The organism is Streptomyces sp. NPDC001843 (assembly GCF_042891955.1).
Classification (GTDB): Bacteria; Actinomycetota; Actinomycetes; order Streptomycetales; family Streptomycetaceae; genus Streptomyces.
The window spans coordinates 244529-266873 of the sequence record NZ_JBIATQ010000005.1 but is presented as its reverse complement, the minus strand read 5'-3'; the positions used below and the strand labels follow the sequence as shown (position 1 = coordinate 266873).

Genomic DNA, 22345 nt, shown 5'->3' with positions numbered 1-22345 from the left:
CCATGGCGATCCCGACCACCCGAAGCCGCGGCCCGGCCGCCCCGGCCCGCCGTAGGATGACCGCGGCCGCCCGCGCCGCGGCCAAGCGGGTCGAGCAACGCAGCCCGGGCGTCCGGGACGCCCCGCCCGAGCCGTCACCGAGGTCCCCCGAGGGCGGGGCCGCGCCGCCTCCGTCACGGCGGTGGCTGCTCACCGTGGTGCTCGGCGCCCTCCTCGTCATCGCCCTGGTCGTGGTCTGCCTGCTCGGGTGGCAGTACCGGGAGGGACGGCGCGCGGAGGCCGCGCGGGACGCGGCGCTCACCGCCGCGCGGAAGGCCGCACCGGTCGTGCTGTCGTACGACTACCGGCACTTGGACCAGGACTTCGCCCGCGCCCGGGAGCGGCTGACCGGGCACTTCCGTGACGAGTACCGGAAGACCACGACGACTGTCGTCGGGCCGACGGCCAGGAAGTACCACGGGGTGGTGCGGGCGACGGTCGCCGAACCCGCTAGCGGTGGCGTCCCCGCGGCCTCCGTCGTGTCGGCCTCACCGGACCGCGCCGTGGTGCTGCTCTTCGTCAACCAGGTCACGCAGAGCACCCAGGTCTCGGGCTCCCGCCTGGATCTGAACCGGGTACGGATGACGATGACCCGCACGTCCGGGGGCTGGAAGGTGAGCGCCGTCGACGCGCTCTGAGTACCCCTCGTCTCTGGGCGGGCTGGAGGGAGAGCTGCGCCAGGTGTGCCGTCTCGGGACGTTCAGCGGTCGCCCGGCCCCGTTCGCAGCAGGGCCGCTCCTAGGGGGGTCAAGGTGTGCAGGACCGTGTTCGCGTGGCGGTGGCTGGTGATCAGGCCGGCGTCGCGCAGTACGGCGGTGTGATGGCTTGCCGTCGTGGGTGTCACGCCGGCCCGGCGGGCGGCCTCGGTGGTGGTGGAGCCGGTCGCGCTGGCTCTCAGGATGGCGGCGCGGGTGGGGCCGAGCAGCACGTTCAGCGGTGGTGAGTCGGCGTGCGGGGTCGTCGCCGGCAGGTGGTGGAGGGGGTAGAGCAGAACGGGCGGGAGTCCGGGGTCGGCCAGGGCGACGGGCGCGTGCCAGCAGAAGTAGGAGGGGATCAGCAGCAGTCCCCGTCCGTCGAGGTGGACGTCGCGGTGGTCCGGATACGGGTCGATCTCCAGGACCGGTGGCCGCCAGCGGATCGTGGGGCCCAGTCCGGTGAGCACGCCCTCGGTCCCGGCGTGGAACAGGGTGTGGGCGTGCCGGGCCCGCTCGGCGTGCAGGCATTCCTGGATGCGGTCCTCGTGGGGGGCGATCACGGCACGGTGGTAGGCGCGCAGGGCGCCCACCAGTTGCTCACGCATGTCCTGCTCGCCGAGCCGGTGCACCCAGGCCGGGGCACCGACGGCCCGGGTGAGTGCCTCGACCTCCCGCACGACCCGTTCGTACGGCGTCGCCAGCACCGCCTCCAGCCCGGCGTCCAGTCCCTGGGTGCCCTCCGGCGGCGTCAGGAAGTCGGGGAAGTAGCCGGCGCGCGGGAAGAGCGGCAACAGGAAGGTCTTCACGGTCCGTTCGAGCCCGGTCCGGCGCAGCGAGGCGCGTGAGGTACGGAACCAGTGCGCGTAGGCCCAGCGGCCTTCGCGGGTCTGGAGCCGGTGCAGACTGACCGCGATCTCCCAGAGCGCATGCGGTTCGGTCGCGACTCTGACTCTGGTGAGGTCCTCGGACGTGAAGTGAAAGCGGAGCATCCGTTTCCCCGTGCGTCACCGTTGCCGACCTGCGAACTGTCAGTGCACTCGCACGAGCATGACAGTGACATGCCGAGCGTGAAACATGGATTCCCGCCAGCCGTAGGAGCCTCGGCACCGTCCACCAGAAAGGGCACGGGATGTCCTCGTACGAGCAGGAGCACGACCGGAAGTCCAGCCGCACACCCCGCCGGGGCCGCAGGGCCCTCGCCGCCGCCGCGCTCACCTTCGCCACGGGCGCCCTGGGCCTGATCGCACCGAACACCGCGAGTGCCTCGACGCAGGCGGCGTGGGACTGTCCGAGCGGCAATCTGTGTGTGTGGACCGGCAGCAACGGCACGGGCCACCGGTGCAACTGGTTGGACGCCGACCCGGACTGGTGGAACGGCAGCATCCAGTGTTCGTGGTCCGACACCCAGAACGTCGGGTCGGCCAAGAACAACGGCACGTCGTCCTCGTACAACTTCGTCGTCCTCTACACGGGCGCCAATTACAGCGGTGACTACTACTGCCTCGCGCAGCACGGCGACACCTGGTCGGACGTCGGCATCAGGTTCCGCTCCCACCGCTGGCGGACCACCTGCGGCTGACCGGACAGCACGCGTCGGCGGGCCCCGGCACTCCGGGACCCGCCGACGCGTGCCGCCCGGCGTGCGGATCGGTGCCGCACGCAGCAGCCTGAAGACATGGCACATTCACCGACCCCGCATCCGCACATCGTGGTGCACTCCCCGGCCCTGGACGGCTCGCGGCGGGTCACCGAGGGTGACGTGACCCTGGGGCTCGCCTCCCATCTGGACGACGTGATCGAGATCCTGCGGCTGGCCGACCTGGACCGTGCCGAGGTCGAGGAGGGCGACCTCGTCGAGTGGCAGGGCGGCGGACCGGACGACTGGCCGGGACTCTCCGAGTACGACGTGTAGGAGCGGTTCTGCGGCGGACGAGACAGGGCCATTCGGCGGACAAGCGGGTCCGGCTGGACGACGATGGGGTCATGTCCGAGAGTGTGCCGGTGCGCTGCCCGGCCTGCCGGCGTGAGCACGTCTACACCGCGCCTTCGTACCCTTGCGCCTGCGGGGCCCCGGTCAGCCCGCCGCTGGCCAGGGGGGCCACGCCCGTCACCGTCGTGCACCGGGCCTGGGACGACGACTGGGTCACCGTGCGCTGCGCGTCCTGCGGCCGCCACGACCAGTGGCCGCACCCGGAGCTGGGCTGCCCGTGCGGGACCGTGCTGCGCCTCCCGGTCTCCGGTGTGCCGTCGGCGACCGGACCCCGGCCGGGCCCCCTTCCGGCCCCCCGCCCGCCGCTCCGTCCGATGACCATCCGCACCCCGCGCGACGCGGTCACCGCCGCCGCGCTCTACCTGCGCCGGCTCGGCTACCGCGACATCCGCCGCGCCGACCGGCGTCCCCCGTCCGGCGTCGGTCTGGCCGCCCCCGGGCTGCTGGCCCAGGTCGACCCGATCGTGCGCGCGGCCTCGCTGCGGGACGTGGAGTGCCTGTGGCTGACGGCCATGGCACAGGCCGCGAGGTGCGTCTACTTCTCCCTCGCCGGGTACGCCGACGCCGCCCGGGACCGCGCCGACGGCCTCGGCGTCCCCTTGTTCGTGCTGGACCTCACGGGCACCCCGCAGCCGGTGAACCCGGTCGCCGACGACCTGGACGCCACGGCCGTCTGAGGGCCGGAGAGCTACTGCCTTCCGTACCTCTCCCGCAGCTCCACCTTGCGGACCTTCCCGGACACCGTCATCGGGAAGGTGTCGAGGATCTCCACCCGGCTCGGCACCTTGTAGTGCGCGAGCCGTCCGGCACAGAAGCCGCGCACGTCCTCCAGCGTCGGCGGGTCGGCCGGGTCGCGCGGGACGACACAGGCCAGCACCTCCTCCCCGTACGTCTCGTGCGGCACGCCGACGACCTGGACGTCCCGGATGCCGGGATGGGTGTAGAGGAACTCCTCGACCTCGCGCGGGTAGACGTTCTCGCCGCCCCGGATGATCATGTCCTTGATACGGCCGACGATCTCGACGTACCCGTCCTCCCGCATCACCGCCAGGTCCCCGGTGTGCATCCAGCGTCCCGCGTCGATCGCCTCGGCGGTCTTCTCCGGCTCGTTCCAGTAGCCGAGCATCACGCTGTAGCCGCGGGTGCACAACTCCCCTGCCGTGCCACGCGGTCGGGTCACCCCGCTGACCGGCTCGACGATCTTCACCTCCAGGTGCGGGAGCACCCGGCCGACCGTGCCCGTGCGGTGTTCCAGGTCGTCGTCGATCCGTGTCTGCAGCGACACCGGGGAGGTCTCGGTCATGCCGTAGCAGATGGAGACCTCCGCCATGTGCATCTCGGCGACCACCCGTTTCATCACCTCCACCGGGCAGGGCGAGCCCGCCATGATGCCGGTGCGCAGCGAGGAGAGGTCGTACGTCGCGAAGTCGGGGAGGTTCAGCTCCGCGATGAACATGGTGGGCACGCCGTACAGCGAGGTGCAGCGCTCCGACTGGACCGCCTCCAGCGTGGCCTTCGGGTCGAAGGACGGTGCCGGGATCACCATGCAGGCGCCGTGCGAGGTGGCCGCCAGATTGCCCATGACCATGCCGAAGCAGTGGTAGAAGGGGACCGGGATGCAGATCCTGTCCTGCTCGGTGTAGCGGATCAACTCTCCCACGAAGTAACCGTTGTTGAGGATGTTGTGGTGGGAGAGGGTGGCCCCCTTGGGGAAGCCCGTCGTGCCCGAGGTGTACTGGATGTTGATGGGGTCGTCGCAGGACAACTCGGCCGCCCGCGCCAGCAGTTCGGGACGCCGGTCCGGTGTCCCGCGCCGGAGCACCGCGTCCCAGCTCGGGTCGCCGATGTAGACGGTCTCCCGCAACTTGGGGCATCTGCCGCGCACTTCCTCGACCATCGCCCGGTAGTCACTGCTCTTGTGGCTGAGGGAGGAGAACAGCAGGGAGATCCCGGCCTGGTTCAGGACGTACTCCACCTCGTGGGTGCGGTAGGCCGGGTTGATGTTGACCATGACCGCGCCGATCCGGGCGGTGGCGTACTGGACCAGCACCCACTCGGCGCAGTTGACCGCCCAGAGGCCGACCCGGTCACCCTTGGCGACGCCGCTCGCCAGCAGCGCGCACGCCAGCCGGTCGACGTCGGCGGCGAAACCGGCGTACGTCCAGCGCCGCCCGGACGCCACGTCGACCAGTGCCTCGCGGTCCGGCCAGGCGGCGACCGCCCGGTCCAGGTTCGCCCCGATGGTGTCGCCGAGCAGGGCGGTGGCGCCGGTCCCGTGCGTGTACGACGGTTCGCTCACCGGAAGTCCTCCTCGCGGTACTCCCTGTCCGAACCCGCGGCCGTGGCCTCGCGCAGCTCGATCCGGCGGATCTTGCCGGAGACGGTCTTGGGCAGCTCGCCGAACTCCAGCCGGCGGATGCGCTTGTAGGGGGCGAGGACCTCACGGGAGTGCTCGAAGAGCACCTTCGCGGTGTCGGCGCCGGGCTGCCAGCCCTCGGCGAGGACGACGTACGCCTTGGGCACGGCCAGGCGTAGCTCGTCCGGCGCGGGCACGACGGCCGCCTCGGCCACCGCCTCGTGTTCCAGCAGGGCGCTCTCCAGCTCGAACGGGCTGATCTTGTAGTCGGAGGCCTTGAAGACGTCGTCGGAACGCCCGATGTACGTCAGATATCCGTCCTCGTCGCGGGACGCGACGTCGCCTGTGCGGTAGTAGCCGCCGGCCATCGCCTCCGCCGTGCGGTCCGCGTCGCCGTGGTACCCGGCCATCAGTCCGACCGGCCGGGCGGACAGGTCGAGAGCGATCTCGCCCTCGGGCGCGCCGGGGGCGCCGGAGACCGGGTCCAGCAGTTCCACCTTGTAGCCGGGGCTGGGCCGGCCCATGGAGCCGGTCTTCAGGGGCTGGCCGGGGCTGTTGGACACCTGCACGGCGGTCTCGGTCTGGCCGAAGCCGTCCCGGATGGTGACGCCCCAGGCCTGCCGCACCTGCTCGATGACCTCGGGGTTGAGCGGCTCACCCGCGGCGGCGGCCTCGCGGGGCGGGGTGGCGAGCTGACCGAGGTCGGCCTGGATGAGCATGCGCCACACGGTCGGCGGGGCGCAGAACGTGGTCACCCGGGCCCGGTCCATCTCGGCCATCAGCCGGGCCGGGTCGAAACGGGTGTAGTTGACGATGAAGACGGTCGCCTCCGCGTTCCACGGGGCGAAGAGGTTGGACCAGGCGTGCTTGGCCCAGCCGGGCGAGGAGATGTTCAGGTGGACGTCACCGGGCTTCAGGCCGAGCCAGTACATGGTGGCCAGGTGCCCGATCGGGTACGAGGTGTGGGTGTGCTCGACCAGCTTGGGCTGGGCGGTGGTGCCCGAGGTGAAGTAGAGCATCAGCGGGTCGTCGGCGAGGGTGGGCCCGTCGGGGAGGAACTCGGCGGGCGCGGTGTACCCGTCCTCGTACGGCTCCCAGCCCTCCTCGGGCAAGCCGCCGACGGCGATCCGGGTGTAGGCACCGGGCACCTCGGCGAACTTCGCGGTGTCCTCCGCGCGCGCGATCACATGCCTGACCCGGCCCCGCTCGACACGGTCGCGCAGATCGGCGGGGCCGAGCAGCGGGGTGGCGGGGATGACGACCGCGCGCAGCTTCATCGCGGCCAGCGCCGTCTCCCACAGCTCGGTCTGGTTGCCGAGCATGACCAGTACACGGTCCTCGGCCTCGACGCCACGCGCCCGCAGTCGGTTCGCGACCCGGTTGGAACGCTCGGCGAGCTCCGCGAAGGACAGCCGGGTCTCGGTGCCGTCCTCCTCGACGATGTGCAGGGCGGTGCGGTCGTTGCCGTACGCGATGACGTCGAACCAGTCCAGCGCCCAGTTGAAGTGCTCGGGGCGCGGCCAGTCGAAGCCCTCGTACGCCGTGGCGTAGTCGTCGCGGTGCTCCAGCAGGAAGTCCCGCGCACTGCGGAAGAGCTCCGTCGCCGTCATCTGTCCTCCTTCTTGCCGGACCATTGCCGGGCGGCTCTCTGGCATCGTGTAATCCGTGATGCAGGTCTCACTACCCCCGAACGGGGGTGTGGACTGCACGATGCCGCGACGAAGGGGCGAAGAGGTGACAGCAGACGCCGCCGGAGCGGTGGAGATACGCGGTGCGCTGGCCCGGCTGCGACGTGCGACCGGGCTCCCGGTCGCCTTCGGCGGCCTGGTCGACGCGGGCCGGCCGCGGATGCGGATCAGCGAACTGAGCGGCACGGCCACCGTGGCCCTGCGCTCGCTGGCGGTGACCTCCGGCAACGGGCTGGGCGGCAAGGCGGTGGCGCTGGCCCGGCCGTGCGCGGTGACGGACTACTCCGTCTCCCGGCAGATCAGCCACGAGTACGACATCCCGGTGGCCGCCGAAGGCCTGCGTTCGGTGCTGGCCGTGCCGGTGGTGGTGCGGCGCCGGGTGCGGGGCGTGCTGTACGGCGCGCTGCGCACGGCCCAGCCACTGGGCGACCGGACGCTGAGCGAGGCGGTCGCGGCGGCACGGGACGTGGAGCAGGCGCTGGTGGTCCGGGAGGAGGCGCGGGGCCTGCTGGCCGCGGCCCGGCCGGAGCCCGCGCCCGGTGCGAGGCAGGTGAGCCGGGAGCAGGTGCGCGAGGCGCACGCCGCGCTGCTCGCGCTGGCCCCGCGGATCACCGACCCGGAGCTGCGGGCCGAGCTGCTGGCGGCCTGCGGCCTGCTGACCGGGCCGAGTCCGGCCGCCGGCCCGAGCCTGGCCCCCCGCGAATTGGACGTCCTGGCCTGCGTCGCGGACGGTGCGACCAACGCGGCGGTGGCCGGGCGGCTGGGCCTGCGACCGGAGACGGTCAAGGGCTATCTGCGTTCGGCCATGCGCAAACTGAACGCCCACACCCGCGGCGAGGCGGTCGCCACGGCCCGCCGCACCGGTCTGCTGCCCTGACCTGTCGGCGGCGCACCATGAGCCCCCTTTCTATTCATGCGGCCGTGCTTTGAATTTACTTATGCCTGGCCGCTGTAATTACCCTCACCACGCCTTCCGCCAGTATTTCGGGGTTTGTTGCCTAGAATTTGGCCCGGACACGACACACGAGGGGAGCGGTGACCGTGCGACGGGACTTCCAGGAGCCTGCTCGATGCCGCCCCGACCTGGTCATCGCCCGGGAGGAACTGTTCACGGCCGCCCACGAGCAGCTCACCCGAGGCGGCAGCGTCCTGCTCCACGGCCCCGCCGGAATAGGGAAATCGACCGTCCTGCGGGCGCTGGCGGCGGAATACGGCGGTGCCGCCCACACCGTGTTGCGCTGCTCGGCCACCGAGTCCGAATCCCACCTCCCCTTCCTCGCGCTCGCCGACCTCCTCGGCCTGGTCCTCGACCGGGTGTCCGCCCGGCTGCCCTCCGCCCAGGCCACCGCCTTGGAGTCCGCGCTCACCGGCCGCGGCGAGTCCAGCCTCCAGCGCGACGGCCTCGCCCTGCGGCTCGCCGTGCTGTCCGCGCTGCGCGCGCTGGCCGCCGAGGGCACCGTCCTCGTGGTCGCCGACGACCTGCAGTGGCTGGACCCGGCCAGCGCCGAACTCCTCGGCTTCGCCGCCCGCCGCCTGGGCGACACCCCGGTCCAACTGCTGTGCGCGGTGCGCACCGAGGGTCAGGAGTACGACCGTCATCTACGCGCGTCCCCGCCCGACACCCTCGCCGTCCGGCTGGGCCCCCTGACCCGCACCCAGGTCTCCGCCCTGCTCGACCACCGCGGCTACTCGGGCCTGCCCCGCTCCACCGTCCGCGAGATCCACCGCACCAGCGGCGGCAACCCGCTCTTCGCCCTGGAGCTCGGCCGCGCCATCGCCGAGAACCCCACCCCGCCGAGGCCCGGCGAGCCGCTGCCGGTGCCCACCTCGCTGCGCGCCCTGGTGCTCAGCCGCCTCGACATGCTCTCCGTGGAGGCCCGCCGCACGCTGCTGGTGGCGAGCGCGGGGGCGCGGCCCACACCCGCCCTGCTGCACGCGGCCGGCCGGGAGAACGCCGAGGCCGAGTGCGCCCAGGCCGCCGAACTCGGCCTGCTGGCCACCGAGCCGGAAGACCCCGCCGTACGGTTCGCGCACCCGCTGATCTCCGCCGCCCTGTACGCCGAGGCCCCCGCCCACGAGCGGCGGGCCGCGCACGCCGCGCTGTCCACCGCCGCCCCGGACCCGATAGAGCGGGCCCGCCACCTGGCGCTGGCCACCACCGGCACCGACCCGGAGACGGCCGCCCGGCTCGCCGAGGCCGCCGCGCTGTCCCGGGACCGCGGGGCGCCGTCCGTCGCCGCGCAGCTCGGTCTGCTCGCCGCCCGGCACACCCCCGCCGACGGCCTGCCCGGCCCGGACGAGCGCCGGTTGCAGGCCGCCGAGGACGCCATCACCGCCGGGGAGGTCGACCTCGCCCGGGACATCGCCCGCGAGGTGCTGACCCGGGCGACCGTGCCCGCCGACCGGGTGCGGGCCTGGATGGTCGTGATCGAGACCGCCGGCCACACCATGACCGAGGTCGACGCGGTCTTCCCGCAGGCCCTGGCCGACGCCGGCGACGACCCGCGCCTGCTCGCCCTCGTGCACTACCAGATGGCATGGCGGGCGCTGATCGTGGAGGGCGACTTCACCGAGGCCCGCCAGGCCGCCGCGCACACCGCGGAGCTCGCCGAGCGTGGCGGCGACCGGCGCACCGAGCTGCTGGCGCTGGCCTTCCTGGCGCAGATCGAGACCCTGATGGGCCATCCGGCGGCCCCCCTCACCATCAAGCGCGCCATGAAGGAGCCGCAGGACCCGAGGGTGGCGTGCCATCACAACGGCGCCGGCAGCGCCCGGTTCCGCTGGCTGGTCATGGGCGACCAGCTGGCCGAGGCGCGAGCGACGGTCACCGCCCTGCTGCGCGAGGTGCGACGGCGCGGCTCGGTGGAGAGCGAGGTGCACTTCCTGCGCGGGCTCGCCGAGACCGAACTGCGCTCCGGGCACTGCGGCCGGGCACTGGAGCTGGCCCGCGAGAGCCTCGCCCTGGCCCGGGACTCCGGGATCGGCGAGACGGCCTCCGGCATGCTCACCTCCCTCGCGGAGGCCTCCGGCGGCGATGTCGACCGGGCGCTCGCGCTGGCCCGGGAGGCGGTGGAGCACGCCGAGCAGGACGGCGACCAGATGTACCTGTCCCGGGCCCTGGGCGCACTCGGCTACGCCCAGCTGGTGGCCGGGGACCCGGCGGGCGCGGTGCGCTCGCTGCGCCGGGTGCGGGAGCTGGAGGGCGCCCTGGGCATCACCGACCCGGCACGCGGCCGCTGGCACGGAGACCTCGCCGAGGCTCTCGTGCGGATCGGCTCGCACGATGAGGCACAGGACGTCATCGAGGTCACCCGCGCACACGCGCTGCGGCTCGGCCGGGAGAGCGTGCTCGCGGTGCTGGACCGCGCCGAGGCCCTGGTCCGCGCCGCCCAGGGCGAACGCGACGCGGCGATCGCCCAGTTGACGTCGGCCCAGGACCGGCTCGCCAAGCTCGGCCACGGCCTGGAGGAGGCCCGGGCCGCCTTCCTGCTGGCCCAGCTGCGCGCCGCACGGCCGGGACCGACGGCGTACGACGAGGCCGCCCGGCTGTTCCGCCGGTGCCGGGCACTGCCCTGGCTGCGCCAGGTGGAGGCGGCCGTCAGCGCGCCTGAGCCCGATCCGGAGCCGGTGGTCGCCCCGCCCGCCGCGCTCGACGCGCTGGAGGGACTGGCCTCGATGGAGCGTCAGGTCGCGGCCCTCGTCATGGAGGGCGCCACCAACCGGGAGATCGCCGCCCGCCTGTTCATCAGCGTCAAGACGGTCGAGGCGACGCTGACCCGGGTCTACCGCAAGCTGGGGATCCGTTCGCGGGTGGACATCGTCCGATTGGCGGCAGGACGCCGCGCGAAGTGACAACCCGCCAGGTTTACTGAGCCGGACCGAGGGTTTTCCCTGCCCCACTCCACTAGGGGGTTCCCTCATTGGGAGGAGGCTGTTCCGGGTCCTAGCTTGAACCCATGCCGCTCGCCCGGGCATACGGGGGTCGGTCCCGCGACCTTCGTGCTTCACCCCACCCGCGCGTCCCCCCACCGGCAACCCCACTGAGGAGACTCATGTTCGGGCTCAACCGCGCAAGAAAGACCGCCGCCGTCGTCGCGGCGACCGCTGCCGCCGCCGCGACCGCACTGCTCGCCGCCCCCACCGCTGTGGCCGCCCCCGAGCCCATCGTCGGTGGCACGACGACCACGACGACGGCGTACCCGTTCATGATGCAGATCACCGACGCCTCCGGTAACCAGTTCTGTGGCGGCACCCTGGTGGCGGCGAAGAAGGTCGTCACGGCCGCGCACTGCATGGTCGGCGAGACCACCGGCGGCGTCCGGGTGGTCGGCGGCCGGACGTACCTCAACGGCACCAACGGCACGGTCAGCAAGGTCAGCAAGATCTGGATCAACCCGGACTACACCGACGCCACCAACGGCGACGACGTGGCCGTGCTGACCCTGTCGACGTCGATGTCGTACACCCCGGCGTCGTACGTCTCCTCCTCCCAGACCGGTGTGTACGCGGCCGGGACCACGGCCCGCATCCTCGGCTGGGGCACCACCTCGGAGAACGGCAGCTCCTCCAACCAGCTGCGGACCGCGACCGTGCCCATCGTGTCCGACTCGAGCTGCAAGAGCTCCTACGGTTCGGACTTCGTCCAGACCGACATGGTTTGCGCCGGATACACCTCCGGCGGTGTGGACACCTGCCAGGGCGACAGCGGCGGTCCCCTGCTCATCGGGGGCGTCCTGGCAGGGATCACTTCCTGGGGAGAGGGGTGCGCGGAGGCCGGTTACCCGGGTGTCTACACCCGGCTGACCACCTTCTCGAACCTGGTGACCGCGCAGGTCAACTCGTAACCGGGAAAGCTTCCCGAGCATCCCTCGGGTAGATGACAGGGGGGCGCTGCGGGCCTCCACGAGCGGCCCGCAACGCCCCCCTTTCCATGGTCCCGGGCGGCCTCACCGCCCTACGACGGTGCCGAAGCGTATGTCGTACGACTCCCCGGGGTGCATCGTCTCCAGCATCCGGCTCCCCTCCTGGGCCACCTCCTCGCGCTGAGCCCCGGTCAGCGGGCCGAGGAGCTCGACGACCAGCGCCTCGCCGTCCAGCTTCCACAGGCCGGCCAGGAAGCCGTCAACGAGCAGGACGCGGTGGGCCTGGTTGCCCTGCCAGTTGCGTCCCCGGTGCTCCGGGGGGACGACGCGTGTGCGGTCGGCGTGGGACAGGAGCAGGTTGTCGAACTCGGGCAGGAAACGGGGCGGGGCCGGGGTGTCCGGGTCGGGGCGCGGCGCGTCGGGCAGGTCGAAGAGTTCCACGCCGCCCACGTCCCGGAAGGTGACGAGCCGTGGGCGCAGGCGTTCGAAGGCCGCGCCCAGCCGGGTGAGGCCCGCCCAGGTCTGCATGTCCTGCACGGATGCCGGCCCGAAGGCGGCGAGGTAGCGCAGTACGACGGCGTCCGGGGCCGGGGAAGGCTCGGCGGGACGGCCCAGCCAGTGCTCGGCGGTGGTCAGGGCGACCTGGCCGCTGTGCCCCCACAGGCCGCGCGGGGTGACCTGGACGAGCGGCAGCCTGCAGCGGGCGGCGACGGCGAGGGCCCGGGCGTCGGCGTGGGGCCATCGGGCGGACAGGGCCTCGCGCAACTGTGCCATGGTGCGCGGCTCGGCCTCCACCAGATCACGGGCGAGCGCGGCGAGTTCGTCCAGGTCGACTCCGGTGAGCCCCTTGCGGAAGGAGTTCAGCTCACGGTCTCGGGCCGGCTGCACCAGCGGGCGCAGGGTGAGGCAGTCGTCGGCCGTATGGGTGTGGATGGTCGAGCGCAGCGTGACGACTCGGGCGACCGTGCGGTCCGCCATGAGCCGGGAGAGGTCCTCGGGCAGGAACCCGTCGAGCCGGGCGGCGAGCGCGTAGTAGGGCGGTTTGACGTTCTGCGCCTGCAGCCCCACCAGATGCTCCACGGCATCCCGGGCGGACAGGGCCGAACGGCGCAGCAGCAGTTGCCGGTCGAGGGTCGCGCGGCTCAGGGCGCGGGGGCCGAGCACCGGGGCCGGCGCGGTCGTCGTCCTGTTCGTGCTCCGCTTCGTCATGACCGCACGCTAACGCCCATCGCGGACACCCTCGGTCCGCAATCGCTCGGCGACTCCCACCGGTTTCCGCACCGCGCATCCGGCCCCGGTCGGCGGGCCGTGGGTATCCTGCTGGCTGATCACGCCGACGCAGGCCTACCGAGAGGCAGCTCTCGATGCACGAGCGACGCGCCCTCCCCGTCTCGAGGACCCTCCGTAGATCCGTCTGGCGGCGCGGCCTGCCCCCGGAGGAGCCGGCGGCCGGGGAGTCGCCGGCGCCGTCCCCCGGGCCTGCCGCCCCGGCCGAGACCGCGAGCGTCGTCCAGGCGGCCCTGTACCGCGACGGGGTGCGCGTCGGCACCCCCGAGACCCTTGCCGACACCTATCACGAGTTGCGCGAGCAGCCGTCGGGCATGGCGTGGATCGGGCTCGCCCGCCCCACGGAGCAGGAACTCCATTCCCTCGCCGCGGAGTTCGGTCTGCATCCGCTCGCGGTCGAGGACGCGATGGAGGCGCACCAGCGGCCGAAGCTGGAGCGGTACGGCGACACGCTGTTCGTCGTGCTGCGCGCGGCCCGCTATCTGGACGCGCCCGAGGAGGTCGACTTCGGCGAGCTGCACGTCTTCGTGGGCCGCGACTTCGTCATCACCGTCCGGCACGGCGCCGCCCCGGACCTCTCCGCCGTCCGCCGCCGTATGGAGGACTCCCCCGAGCTGCTGCGGCTCGGCCCGGAAGCGGTGCTGTACGCCATCCTCGACGCGGTCGTGGACGGCTACGCGCCGGTCGTCGCGGGCGTCCAGAACGACATCGACGAGATCGAGACGGAGGTGTTCCGCGGCGACCCCGAGGTCTCCCGCCGTATCTACGAACTCTCCCGCGAGACGGTCGAGTTCCAGCGCGCGACCCGGCCCCTGGTCGGCATGCTGCACGCCCTGATGGCCGGCTTCGCCAAGTACGGGACGGACGAGGAACTCCAGCGCTACCTCCGCGACGTCGCCGACCACGTCACCCACACCAGTGAACGCGTCGACGGCTTCCGCCAGGCCCTCACCGAGATCCTCACGGTGAACGCCACCCTGGTCTCCCAGCAGCAGAACGCGGAGATGCGGGCGCTCGCGGAGGCGGGCTTCGAGCAGAACGAAGAGGTCAAGAAGATCTCGAGCTGGGCGGCGATCCTGTTCGCGCCCACGCTCGTCGGGACCATCTACGGCATGAACTTCCGGCACATGCCCGAGCTGGGCTGGTTCTTCGGGTATCCCTTCGCGATCGTCCTGATGGGGGTCGTCTGCACCGCCCTGTACGTCGTCTTCAAGCGGCGGGACTGGCTCTAGGCGGGGCTCCTGCCCCCCTCAGGATCCGGTGGCGCACACCGACCCCAGCCAGGTCAGGTCCGACTCGCTGCTGAGCGCGACCAGGTTCCTGAGCAGGGAGTCCAGGCGGCGCGGGTCGGCCAGGAAGTCGATGGTGGCCCGGGCGAAGGCGTCGCGCACCGAGGGGGGCATGGCGTCGGAGGCGTCGAAGCAGTGCATGGCCTGCTGATCGCGCAGGGTGTGGGCGAGCGAGCGGCGCTGCTTGTCCGGGTAGTCGCTCTCCTTGACACCGGCGTTGACGGAGAAGCCGGTCCCCCCGCGACTCCACTGCCGCTGTGCCTCGGCGGACGCCAGGTAGCGGATGAGCTCCCGGGACTGCGGAGTCGAGTTCAGCAGGGCGACCAGGTCACCGGAGACCTCCCAGTCGTGGGAGTCGGCCTTTCCGCCCAGCAGCGGGGAGGACGACCGGTACACGCCCTTCCTCTTCTGCCAGCCCTTCTTGGCGCCGACGAAGGAGCCCTGGTGTTCCAGACTGCACTTCCCCTCGCCGGCCAGGGCGGACGCATCGCCGTAGTCGGTCTCCAGAGCGCGCCCGACGAGGTCCGGGTCACCTTCGGCGCGGACCATGTTCCTCCAGGCGTTCCAGGCTTTCCGCACGGGCGGGGAGGTCCAGGGGAGCGCGCCGCTCGCCCACTGGTCGTACGTCCGCGAGCCGTAACGCTGGAGGAGGATGTCCTCGATCCAGTCCGTGCCCGGCCAGCCGCTGGTGGCGCCGGAGCCCATCCCCAGGCACCACTGGCCCGGCTCATGGGCGGCTCTCACGAGCTGCTTCTCGCTCGTCCCGCTGGGGTACCAGACGATGCTCTTGAGATCCGCCTTCAGCGGGAACCAGTAGACCTTGCCGCCGAACGAGGGGGTCCAGGAGGCGCCGAAGGCGTTCTTGGGTATCAGATCGCCGACGGGCTTGAGCCGGCGATCGTGATAGTAGGAGGCGAGTTCGCCGGGACCGGTGAGGACGGCGATGTCGGGCTGGGTGCCCGCTTCCACGTCGGCGCTGAGCACCTGGCTCTCGGCGGAGCTGCCCTGGTAGTCGACGTGGATGTGATGCCGCTTCTCGAAGGGGGCGAGCACGTCCGCCTGGAACCGCCGCGCCTCGGCGCCGGTCCAGTTGGCCAACAGGGTCACCGTCGGTTCCTTGCCGAAGTGGCGCACGGCCACGACCGCGGCGACCGCGACCAGGGCCAGACAGCTCGCCACGGCGACGACGGTGCGGACCATGCGGCGGGAGGGGCCGCGCCGGCGGGCGGGGACGGCCGAGGTGCGGCCGTCGTCAGGGGCGCTCACCGGGGGACGAACCGGTAGTCGTTGAGGTGGCGTCGCAGGACCGAATCGGTCAGTGCCATGAGCACGATCCCTCCTATGAGGATCCACACGGCTGCCGCCGCACGGAAGCCGGTGTTCGCCAGGTGGTCGGCGACCTGCCGCCCCACCTCGGGGATGTCGGACCCGTGTCCCCCCGGGAGCCGGTGGCGTGTGTCCGCCATACCCTGGTGCGTCCACAGGGTGAAGAGCACCAGCGTCACGGTCCCGCCGCCGAGGAGGGCTCCGGCCGCCAGCAGGGGCCTGCTGTACCGGCGGTGGAACCGGCGGCGCAGGAAGACCTGGGTCTCCAGCAGCGCGGCGGCCAGGGTGAGCACGAGCAGCAGGGCGACGCTCCAGCCGAGCCAGAGCGACCAGCCGAAGCGGGTCTGGCTGTTCACCATGGCCAGCTGCCGCTTCTGCAGCGTCTCCAGCCGGGGCAGGATTCCGGTGTCCTTGTCGCGCAGCATGCTGCGGGCGTAGTGGAGGTATGCCCTTCGTAGCGGGCTGCCGTCGGGCTCGCCCAACGCCTTGTAGACGTTGCCGGTGTAGCCGGCGATCAGTCCGGTGACCGTGTTCAGGGTCTGCCGGCCGGACGCGCCGCCCACCACGTCGGCGGCGGCTGCTGCCAGGCTCTGCGAGGCAACCGAGATCTGCGTCTGCATCTCATCGATGGAGGGAGTGCGGGACTTGGCCTCGTCGTCGGCATTCGTGAGCGCGAAGTGTGCCGTGTCGATGGCCAGTACGGCGGGCGCGCTGTCGGTGCGCAGCGGGTCGGCGTCGCCGTGCACCCCCTCGTAGGAGAGGAACAGGGCGAGGGTGAGCGCTGCGCTGAGGCCGAGCAGCAGCCGGTGGCGCAGGGTCAGCTCGCGGGCCGTCGTGCTGCCCGCGCCGCCACCGCGGTGGCCGCCGATCCGGTCGAGGAGGCGGGACAGGGCGGCCGGGGCGGGCTGTTCCACCGTGTCGCGGGCCGGTGTCGCCGCCCTCATGCGGACTCGCCCAACGGCCTGCCGCACTTGCCGCCGCAGAAACGGGACCCGGTCGGGCCGAGCCAGCCGCAGTGCGGGCACTCCATCAGCCCGCCGGCGCCGTCAGCGGCCGGTCCGGGGCCGACGGGAGGGTATTCAGGGGCGCCCTCCGGTTCGTGCGAGGTGGTCCTGGCGCTGGAGAGGAGCTGATGCTCCCAGTCGACGCCCTTCAGTCCGTCGCGGACATGGACCTCGTGCGGGGGTTCGGCGTCCCGGTCGGCGACCCGCAGCAGCTCGTCCCGCAGCCGCGCGTCGCCGAGCCGGTCGGCGAGCGAAAGGGCCCTGGCGAGTTCCTCACCCGCCCGCGCACGGCCGTCCGCGCCCCGCCGCCAGGCCCGGTAGGCCTCGGCGACCGCCTCGTAGCACTGCCGGTAGAGCCGATGGCGCTCCACACCGGGGTGGGGCGCGGAGACGTCGTCGGGGTTGTCGCTCCAGTTGACCAGGATCGGCTGCGGGGCGGGCAGCCGTACGGAGGGCTTCGTGCCGGGTACGAGCAGTTCGACGGCGGCGAGCTGGAGGTCCTCGCCGAGTTCCCGGCCGGAGGGGTCGGCGGTGAGGACGACCTGGTACTGCCGGACCTCGTCGGTCCAGCCCCGGGTGACGTAGTCGGTGCCGCCGGCGTCCGGCTCGGCGCCGGCGGGGCGGAGCTCCTGTTCGCTCGGCACCACCTGTTTGACCTCCCGGATCTCGGTGCCCCGGGCGGGGGTCAGCCGGATGCGCACCTCGGGGAGCGCGGTGCCGAGCACTCTGCCCATCAGCTCCTCGTACGCCGCGGGCAGCTCGGACTCCTCCCGGACCGCGGCCGCGTGTCCCTGGAGCCGGCCGGCGATGTGCAGCAGGAGCTCCGCGTCCCAGTCGTCGCCGATGCCCCAGACGTCACAGACGAACTGCTGCTCGCAGGCGCGGAGCACGGTCTCCAGCCGTTTGTGCGTCCTGCGTTCGTCGTGCTCGTTGCGTCCGTCCGTGAGCAGCAGGACGTGCTTGACGGGCGCCTGCTGCTCCTGCAGCAGCAGCCGGGCGAGGTCGAGCCAGGGGCCGATGGCCGTGCCGCCGTCCGCGTCCAGCAGCCGTACGGCGTACTCGGCGGCCGCGCGCTCCCGCGGGTCGGCGACGGCCAGCACTCCGGTGCCGGAGGGATGGACCACGGTCGCCTCGTAGCGCCCGGACAGCACCGCGAAGGCGGCGCCGTCGGGCAGCAGCCGGACGGCGGCGACCGTGGCGTCCTTGGCGGCGTGCAGTTTCGTCTCGGGGTGCAGCATCGACTTCGAGGTGTCGATGATCAGGACCTGGGCCAGGGCGGCGCCCAGCCCCTCGCGCCGGCCGGACGCGGGGCCGCCGGTGCTTCTGACCCCGACCTCCAGGATGGCGTGCATCTCCGCACGGCCGGGCGGGCCGGCCGATGCCGGCACGGTGGACAGGTGCTTGTTCTGGCCGACCTTCAGAGTCACCTCTACGGCGCCGGTCTCGCTCATCGCGGAACTCCCCCTCGGTCCACGCTCGTTCGGTACACGCTCATGCGCTGCGCGCTCATGGCGCTCGGTCAGAAGTTGGTCATCGGACGGACGGTGTTGGCCAGGTCCAGCAGCCGGCCGTGCTCGTCCGCGGTGTGCGCCTGTCCGGCCAGCCGGCGGAAGGACTGCTCCAGCAGTTCCCGGAGCGCGTTCTCGGTGCCGGACCCGAACAGCGTTCCGGCCGGGAAGTCGGGCCCCCAGCCCTGCTCTGGCCAGCAGCCGAGGACGTTCTCCCGCACCTCGGCGACCAGCCGTGCCCGGGACGCGCCGTCGCTCTCTCCGCCGTCGAGGCGGAGCAGGGGCAGCCGCCGGGCCGCGTCCCTCAGGTCGGCGACGGACGGCGGGCGGCCCCGCAGGGTGCCGGCCCGGATGCGTACGGCGGCGACCCGGGCGGTTTCGTAGTGCCGGGAGGTGGAGGGGACGTCGTCGAGGACCCGTACCGCCTCATCGCGCCGGCCGGAGGCCAGATGGCCGCGGGCCAGTCCGAACGCGGCCGGGGCGTGGCCGAAGTCCCTTTTCCACACGGCCTCGTAGAACCTCATGGCCCGGTCGGTCTGGGCCTCTCGGTTCAGCTCCTCACCGCCGGCCGCGTAGGTCTCGGCGTGCCGCTCCGCGCAGTAGCCGAGGGCGAGCTTGGGCACGTACTCGCCGGGCAGCGCCTGGAACACCGCGTCGAAGCGCTTGCCGGCCGCCTTCACGTCCGATCCGCTGAGGTGCAGGACACCGCGGTGCCAGGAGATCCGCCAGTCGTATCTGGCGTCCTGCTCGCCGAGCTGGGTCGCGGCCTCGGCGAGCCATTTCTCGGCCTTGTCCTGCCGCCCTGCGCGGAGGTAGGCGCGGCACAGCCACAGCGCGGTCTCGACGGTGCCGAGCCGGGACTCGCGCCGCCACTGCTCGGCGACCCGGTCGGGGGCGTCCGGCGGGAAGGTGTCCAGCAGCAGGGCCGCGCCGTCGCCGGGGTCGGGGACGGGCTGGGGCAGGGCGCCGGCCACCTCGGCGGCGGGCGGTGCGCTGAAGGAGAGTCCGCGCGGGGGGCCGCCACCGGTGCGGTCCGTCCAGTGACCGAGTGGGGGAATGGCACCGAGACCGGCGTCGAGCACGGCGTCCGTGAGCGAGAACCGGGTGGAGCTCTCGGGCAGTTGCTCACCGAACTGCAGTGAGCGGAACTCCCTGAGTACCTCCCACAGTTGGCGGGACATCTCGGCCGCCGAGTGGAATCTGGCCCGGGGTTCGCCGTGGGTGGCCCGCTCGATGATCAACCGGAAGGAGTCCGCGGCGAGGCCGGGAGCCGGCTCGGCGCTGCGGGCCAGTTCGCCCAGGGTCCTGCCCACCGTGTAGAGGTCGGTGTCGACGTGCCAGCCGCGCTTCTTGATCTCCTCGGGGGGCGGCGCGTAGTGCTTGGTGTACACGGGTCTGGAGTGGTGGTCGCCGATCGCGCGGACCGCGCCCAGGTCGACGACCTTTATCTCCCGTCCGAAGTGGACGACGTTGGAGGGCTTCATGTCGCAGTAGAGCAGCCCGCGTTCGTGCATGTACTGCAGCGCGCCGAGGATCTTGCAGCCGTAGGTGAGGACGTGGTCGAGGCGGGGGCGGCCGTTGAAGACGTGGGTGAGGTCGGCGGAGTCGAAGAGCCGTTTCAGGGAGCGGCCGGCGATGTAGTCCATGACCAGGTAGCCGCTTCGGGGGCGGTCGGGGACCTGGTGTTCGGTGTAGGTGATGAGCCGGACGATGTCGGGGTGGTGCAGCTCGGTGAGCGAGCGCTGTTCCTCGACCGCCTTGTGACGGGCCAGGGCGTCGTGGACGTTGAGGAGGCCCTTGAGCACCACGTGCATGCCCTGCGCCTGGGTGTCCGCGGCGAGGTGGACCCAGGAGAGGCCGCTGTCCGGGAGGGAGCCCAGGATCCGGTAGTGGTCGACCTCGTCGCCGGGGTTCAGTTCGGGCAGGAAGGAGTAGGGCGTGCCGCACCGCGGGCAGCGGCCGGTGAGCCGGGGCTGCTGGCCGCCGTAGCCGACGCCGACCGTCATGGTGCAGCCGTTGAAGCCGCACGGGCGGCCCTCGGTCGGTGGCAGGTGCTCCTCGGCGAGGAGTTCGTCCAGGTCCGGGACCGGAACGTCGGGCAGTACGACGAGGCCGTGCTGGTCGAGTCCGCCGGTGCCGGCCACGGCGTGGACGGGGGACAGGGTCTGGCGTGCACGGCGCTTCCCGGCCGGGGGGCGCGACGGGTCGCGGGGTTTGTCCTGTCCCCGTTCGCGGGGCGGGCTCGTGTCGCGGTGGCCGCAGGTGCCGCAGAAACCCGTGGCCATGATGCGGCCCGTGCAGCCGGGCCGGTTGCAGGTCGTCACGACGCCCCCTTCCCGCCGGCGCTGCCGGGACCGGGAGCCCCGCCCGCGCCGCGCAGGCGCCACGGTCCCCGGGCGGCGGGGGCGGCCGGGGAGACGCCTGCCGCACTCGCGCCGCCGTGCGCACCCGGGACGCCTCGACCCGGGTCCGGGTCGGCGCCGCGGTCACGGGCCGTGTCGTCGGCGTCGGCGTCGGCGTCGGCGAGGGCGTCGGCGGGGGCCGCCACCCCGGGGCCGTCACCGGTGCCGCCCGGTACCGCCTCCCCGTCCGGACGTCCGGCCCCGAAGGCGACGAACGCCTCGACCGCGGCCTCGGCCTCCTCGATGTCGCAGGGTGTGCGGCGCAGCAGGCGCAGGGCGGATTCGTAGAGCCGGTAGGCCTCCAGGTCCCGGGGGATGTCCGGCGGCCCGGGTCTCTGCCGCCACAGGGCCCAGACCCCGGCGACCCGGCCGCGCAGTTCGTCACGGCGCCTCAGACGGGAGTCGAGGGCGTCGACGGCCTGCTCCAGGCGCCGTCTGCGGCGGCGGGCGGCCGCCTCGTAGACGAACAGGTCCTCGGCGTGCCGTGGTTCGGGTACCTGACGGGCCGCCACCTGTTCGCGCAGGACGAGGGTGCGCCGGAAGCCGTCGTCGGCCCGGGCGATCAGCTCCTGGGTGCCGGGCTGCGGCAGCACGCGGTCGAGACGCTCGTGCAGGGCCGGGCCGAGCCGGTCGGTGATCCGGTCGAGTTCGGCGCGCATCCTGCTCCAGCGCTCCGGCAACGGCCGCCGCACCAGGGTCTCCTCGGCCTGTGCGGCGAGCCCGTCCTCTTCGCGGAACACCAGCAGCAGCCGGGCCCCCTGGTCGGCGAGCCGCTCCAGCAGGCCGAGCAGCGGGGCGGGCTCGGCCGCCATGTCGACGCCCACGAGGACGGCGGCGAGCGGTGTGCGCGCCTCGGCGATCTGCTGCGGCAGACCGCCGAGCGGATCCATGGGGACACCGAGCCGTTCGGCGACGCGTTCGCAGACCTGGTCGACGGTCATGCCCTGGACGCCGAGGGCCAGGTCGTGGCTGCCGGCCGGGGGAACCGTGGCAGGCGGGTCGTCGGAGAACCGGCTGGTGTTGCGCCGGGTGCGCAGTTCGCGGTCGGCCAGCGTGATGGCCCGGCCCAGGGTCCAGGCCCGGCGGCCGCTGGCCGGGACGACGGTGACCAGCACCGGCCATCCCTCGCCGCGGAACCAGCCCGCCAGTTCGGTGGCGAACTCCACGTCCAGTTCGCCGGTGCCCTGCTTGGGGTGCAGCCCGGGGTCGACGGCGGACCGGCCGGCGGTCCAGGCGCCGACCTGAGGGAGGTGGCGGAGGATGGTCTCGGCGGGGCTCATGTACGTGAAGAGCGAGGGACGCCCCTCGTCGACGCTGAGCACGATGCCGATGACCCGGCCCGTCGCGAGGTCGACGACGCCCCCGCCGCTGAATCCGGGGCTGGCCAGTTCCCCGGGGGTGTCGGGACGGAGCTGGACCTGACCGTCCCGGCCCCGGCCGCCGACGACGGTGCCGCCGTGCCACCGGCCGCCGTCGTCGCCCCACGGGAAGCCGTACATCCGGACGCCCTGCCGTGCGGTGGCGAGACGGTGCAGCCGGGTGGCGTCCTCGGCGGGTCTGGGTTCGGCGAGGCGGAGCAGGGCGAGGTCGCCGGCGCGGTCGCCGAAGGCGTCCGTCTCCTCCGGGATCCACTCCCGCTCGCTGACGGACGCCGACACCGCCGGAACGGTGTCGGCCGCGGCCCCGACGAAGCGGACGACGTAGTGCCGTCCCGGCTCGACGACATGGGCGCAGGTGAGCACCCGGTCGGGGCTCAGCAGCACCCCCGCGCCCACCACGTGTCCCTCCGCGTGGTGGATGCGGGCGATCCACCGCGGTGTGCGTAAGTCCAGTTCGACGGCTCGCTCCCCCGTGCCTGCCATGTCTTGTGAGGTTACTCCCGATGACTCTCAGGTACCA

The 22345-nt window shown here is 72.8% G+C and carries 17 protein-coding genes; 8 read left to right on the top strand and 9 right to left on the bottom strand.

What is annotated here, in order from left to right; all coding sequences use genetic code 11:
* Positions 1–2: 2 nt before the first annotated feature.
* Positions 3–677, top strand: a complete 675-nt coding sequence (locus ACFYZQ_RS15365) for a hypothetical protein (RefSeq protein WP_389146859.1) — start codon at positions 3–5, stop codon at positions 675–677.
* Positions 678–739: 62 nt separating this feature from the next.
* On the opposite strand, the gene ACFYZQ_RS15360 is transcribed toward ACFYZQ_RS15365, so the two are convergent.
* On the bottom strand, positions 740–1723 hold the full coding sequence (locus ACFYZQ_RS15360) for an ArsR/SmtB family transcription factor (RefSeq protein WP_389146856.1): 984 nt from the start codon (positions 1721–1723) through the stop codon (positions 740–742).
* Positions 1724–1863: 140 nt separating this feature from the next.
* Between ACFYZQ_RS15360 and ACFYZQ_RS15355 the strand changes: the two genes are divergently transcribed.
* The 3 genes from ACFYZQ_RS15355 (at position 1864) to ACFYZQ_RS15345 (ending at position 3401) form a co-directional block, all read left to right on the top strand.
* Positions 1864–2313 carry a peptidase inhibitor family I36 protein gene (locus ACFYZQ_RS15355; protein WP_389146854.1) on the top strand — a complete coding sequence of 150 codons (450 nt, stop codon included), beginning with the start codon at positions 1864–1866 and terminating at the stop codon, positions 2311–2313.
* Positions 2314–2409: 96 nt separating this feature from the next.
* On the top strand, positions 2410–2646 hold the full coding sequence (locus tag ACFYZQ_RS15350; RefSeq protein ID WP_389146851.1) for a hypothetical protein: 237 nt from the start codon (positions 2410–2412) through the stop codon (positions 2644–2646).
* Between the two features lie 71 nt (positions 2647–2717).
* Positions 2718–3401 carry a hypothetical protein gene (locus tag ACFYZQ_RS15345; protein ID WP_389146848.1) on the top strand — a complete coding sequence of 228 codons (684 nt, stop codon included), beginning with the start codon at positions 2718–2720 and terminating at the stop codon, positions 3399–3401.
* Between the two features lie 11 nt (positions 3402–3412).
* Here the strand turns inward: ACFYZQ_RS15345 and ACFYZQ_RS15340 are convergent, their stop codons facing one another.
* Positions 3413–5023 carry an AMP-binding protein gene (locus ACFYZQ_RS15340; RefSeq protein WP_389146845.1) on the bottom strand — a complete coding sequence of 537 codons (1611 nt, stop codon included), beginning with the start codon at positions 5021–5023 and terminating at the stop codon, positions 3413–3415.
* Entirely contained in the window at positions 5020–6690 is a 1671-nt protein-coding gene (locus ACFYZQ_RS15335) for an AMP-binding protein (protein WP_389146842.1), read from the bottom strand. Before ACFYZQ_RS15335 ends, ACFYZQ_RS15340 begins: the two co-directional genes overlap by 4 nt.
* A 124-nt stretch (positions 6691–6814) precedes the next feature.
* Between ACFYZQ_RS15335 and ACFYZQ_RS15330 the strand changes: the two genes are divergently transcribed.
* From ACFYZQ_RS15330 to ACFYZQ_RS15320, 3 genes are all read left to right on the top strand, one after another.
* Positions 6815–7645 carry a response regulator transcription factor gene (locus tag ACFYZQ_RS15330; RefSeq protein WP_389146839.1) on the top strand — a complete coding sequence of 277 codons (831 nt, stop codon included), beginning with the start codon at positions 6815–6817 and terminating at the stop codon, positions 7643–7645.
* A gap of 158 nt (positions 7646–7803) precedes the next feature.
* Complete coding sequence (locus ACFYZQ_RS15325; protein WP_389146836.1) at positions 7804–10620, top strand: AAA family ATPase; 2817 nt, start codon at positions 7804–7806, stop codon at positions 10618–10620.
* Positions 10621–10820: 200 nt separating this feature from the next.
* A complete protein-coding gene (locus ACFYZQ_RS15320) occupies positions 10821–11612 on the top strand; it encodes a S1 family peptidase (protein WP_389146834.1) in 792 nt (263 codons plus the stop codon).
* A 102-nt stretch (positions 11613–11714) separates the two neighbouring features.
* Here the strand turns inward: ACFYZQ_RS15320 and ACFYZQ_RS15315 are convergent, their stop codons facing one another.
* Complete coding sequence (locus tag ACFYZQ_RS15315) at positions 11715–12839, bottom strand: winged helix DNA-binding domain-containing protein (protein WP_389146831.1); 1125 nt, start codon at positions 12837–12839, stop codon at positions 11715–11717.
* A 155-nt stretch (positions 12840–12994) separates the two neighbouring features.
* On the opposite strand from ACFYZQ_RS15315, the gene ACFYZQ_RS15310 reads away from it, so the two are divergent.
* The gene (locus tag ACFYZQ_RS15310) at positions 12995–14149 is read left to right on the top strand and encodes a magnesium and cobalt transport protein CorA (protein ID WP_389146828.1); all 1155 of its coding nucleotides are present in this window, start codon (positions 12995–12997) and stop codon (positions 14147–14149) included.
* Positions 14150–14167: 18 nt separating this feature from the next.
* On the opposite strand, the gene ACFYZQ_RS15305 is transcribed toward ACFYZQ_RS15310, so the two are convergent.
* The 5 genes from ACFYZQ_RS15305 to ACFYZQ_RS15285 form a co-directional block, all read right to left on the bottom strand.
* The gene (locus ACFYZQ_RS15305) at positions 14168–15472 is read right to left on the bottom strand and encodes an ABC transporter substrate-binding protein (RefSeq protein ID WP_389146825.1); all 1305 of its coding nucleotides are present in this window, start codon (positions 15470–15472) and stop codon (positions 14168–14170) included.
* The gene (locus tag ACFYZQ_RS15300) at positions 15469–16476 is read right to left on the bottom strand and encodes a hypothetical protein (RefSeq protein WP_389146822.1); all 1008 of its coding nucleotides are present in this window, start codon (positions 16474–16476) and stop codon (positions 15469–15471) included. Before ACFYZQ_RS15300 ends, ACFYZQ_RS15305 begins: the two co-directional genes overlap by 4 nt.
* Entirely contained in the window at positions 16473–17987 is a 1515-nt protein-coding gene (locus ACFYZQ_RS15295) for a VWA domain-containing protein (protein ID WP_389146820.1), read from the bottom strand. The genes ACFYZQ_RS15300 and ACFYZQ_RS15295 overlap by 4 nt, the downstream gene beginning before the upstream one ends.
* A gap of 68 nt (positions 17988–18055) precedes the next feature.
* Entirely contained in the window at positions 18056–20368 is a 2313-nt protein-coding gene (locus ACFYZQ_RS15290) for a tetratricopeptide repeat protein (RefSeq protein WP_389146818.1), read from the bottom strand.
* Positions 20365–22308, bottom strand: a complete 1944-nt coding sequence (locus ACFYZQ_RS15285; protein ID WP_389146815.1) for a serine protease — start codon at positions 22306–22308, stop codon at positions 20365–20367. Before ACFYZQ_RS15285 ends, ACFYZQ_RS15290 begins: the two co-directional genes overlap by 4 nt.
* Positions 22309–22345: the final 37 nt, after the last annotated feature.

What these genes read in the sequence shown, in the direction of transcription:
- ACFYZQ_RS15350 (WP_389146851.1), top strand. Translation starts at nt 2,410, where the DNA reads ATGGCACATTCACCGACCCCGCATCCGCACATCGTGGTGCACTCCCCG.
- ACFYZQ_RS15345 (WP_389146848.1), top strand. Translation starts at nt 2,718, where the DNA reads ATGTCCGAGAGTGTGCCGGTGCGCTGCCCGGCCTGCCGGCGTGAGCAC.
- ACFYZQ_RS15355 (WP_389146854.1), top strand. Translation starts at nt 1,864, where the DNA reads ATGTCCTCGTACGAGCAGGAGCACGACCGGAAGTCCAGCCGCACACCC.
- ACFYZQ_RS15360 (WP_389146856.1), bottom strand. Translation starts at nt 1,723, where the DNA reads ATGCTCCGCTTTCACTTCACGTCCGAGGACCTCACCAGAGTCAGAGTC.
- ACFYZQ_RS15320 (WP_389146834.1), top strand. Translation starts at nt 10,821, where the DNA reads ATGTTCGGGCTCAACCGCGCAAGAAAGACCGCCGCCGTCGTCGCGGCG.
- ACFYZQ_RS15285 (WP_389146815.1), bottom strand. Translation starts at nt 22,308, where the DNA reads ATGGCAGGCACGGGGGAGCGAGCCGTCGAACTGGACTTACGCACACCG.
- ACFYZQ_RS15300 (WP_389146822.1), bottom strand. Translation starts at nt 16,476, where the DNA reads ATGAGGGCGGCGACACCGGCCCGCGACACGGTGGAACAGCCCGCCCCG.
- ACFYZQ_RS15365 (WP_389146859.1), top strand. Translation starts at nt 3, where the DNA reads ATGGCGATCCCGACCACCCGAAGCCGCGGCCCGGCCGCCCCGGCCCGC.
- ACFYZQ_RS15315 (WP_389146831.1), bottom strand. Translation starts at nt 12,839, where the DNA reads ATGACGAAGCGGAGCACGAACAGGACGACGACCGCGCCGGCCCCGGTG.
- ACFYZQ_RS15310 (WP_389146828.1), top strand. Translation starts at nt 12,995, where the DNA reads ATGCACGAGCGACGCGCCCTCCCCGTCTCGAGGACCCTCCGTAGATCC.
- ACFYZQ_RS15335 (WP_389146842.1), bottom strand. Translation starts at nt 6,690, where the DNA reads ATGACGGCGACGGAGCTCTTCCGCAGTGCGCGGGACTTCCTGCTGGAG.
- ACFYZQ_RS15295 (WP_389146820.1), bottom strand. Translation starts at nt 17,987, where the DNA reads ATGAGCGAGACCGGCGCCGTAGAGGTGACTCTGAAGGTCGGCCAGAAC.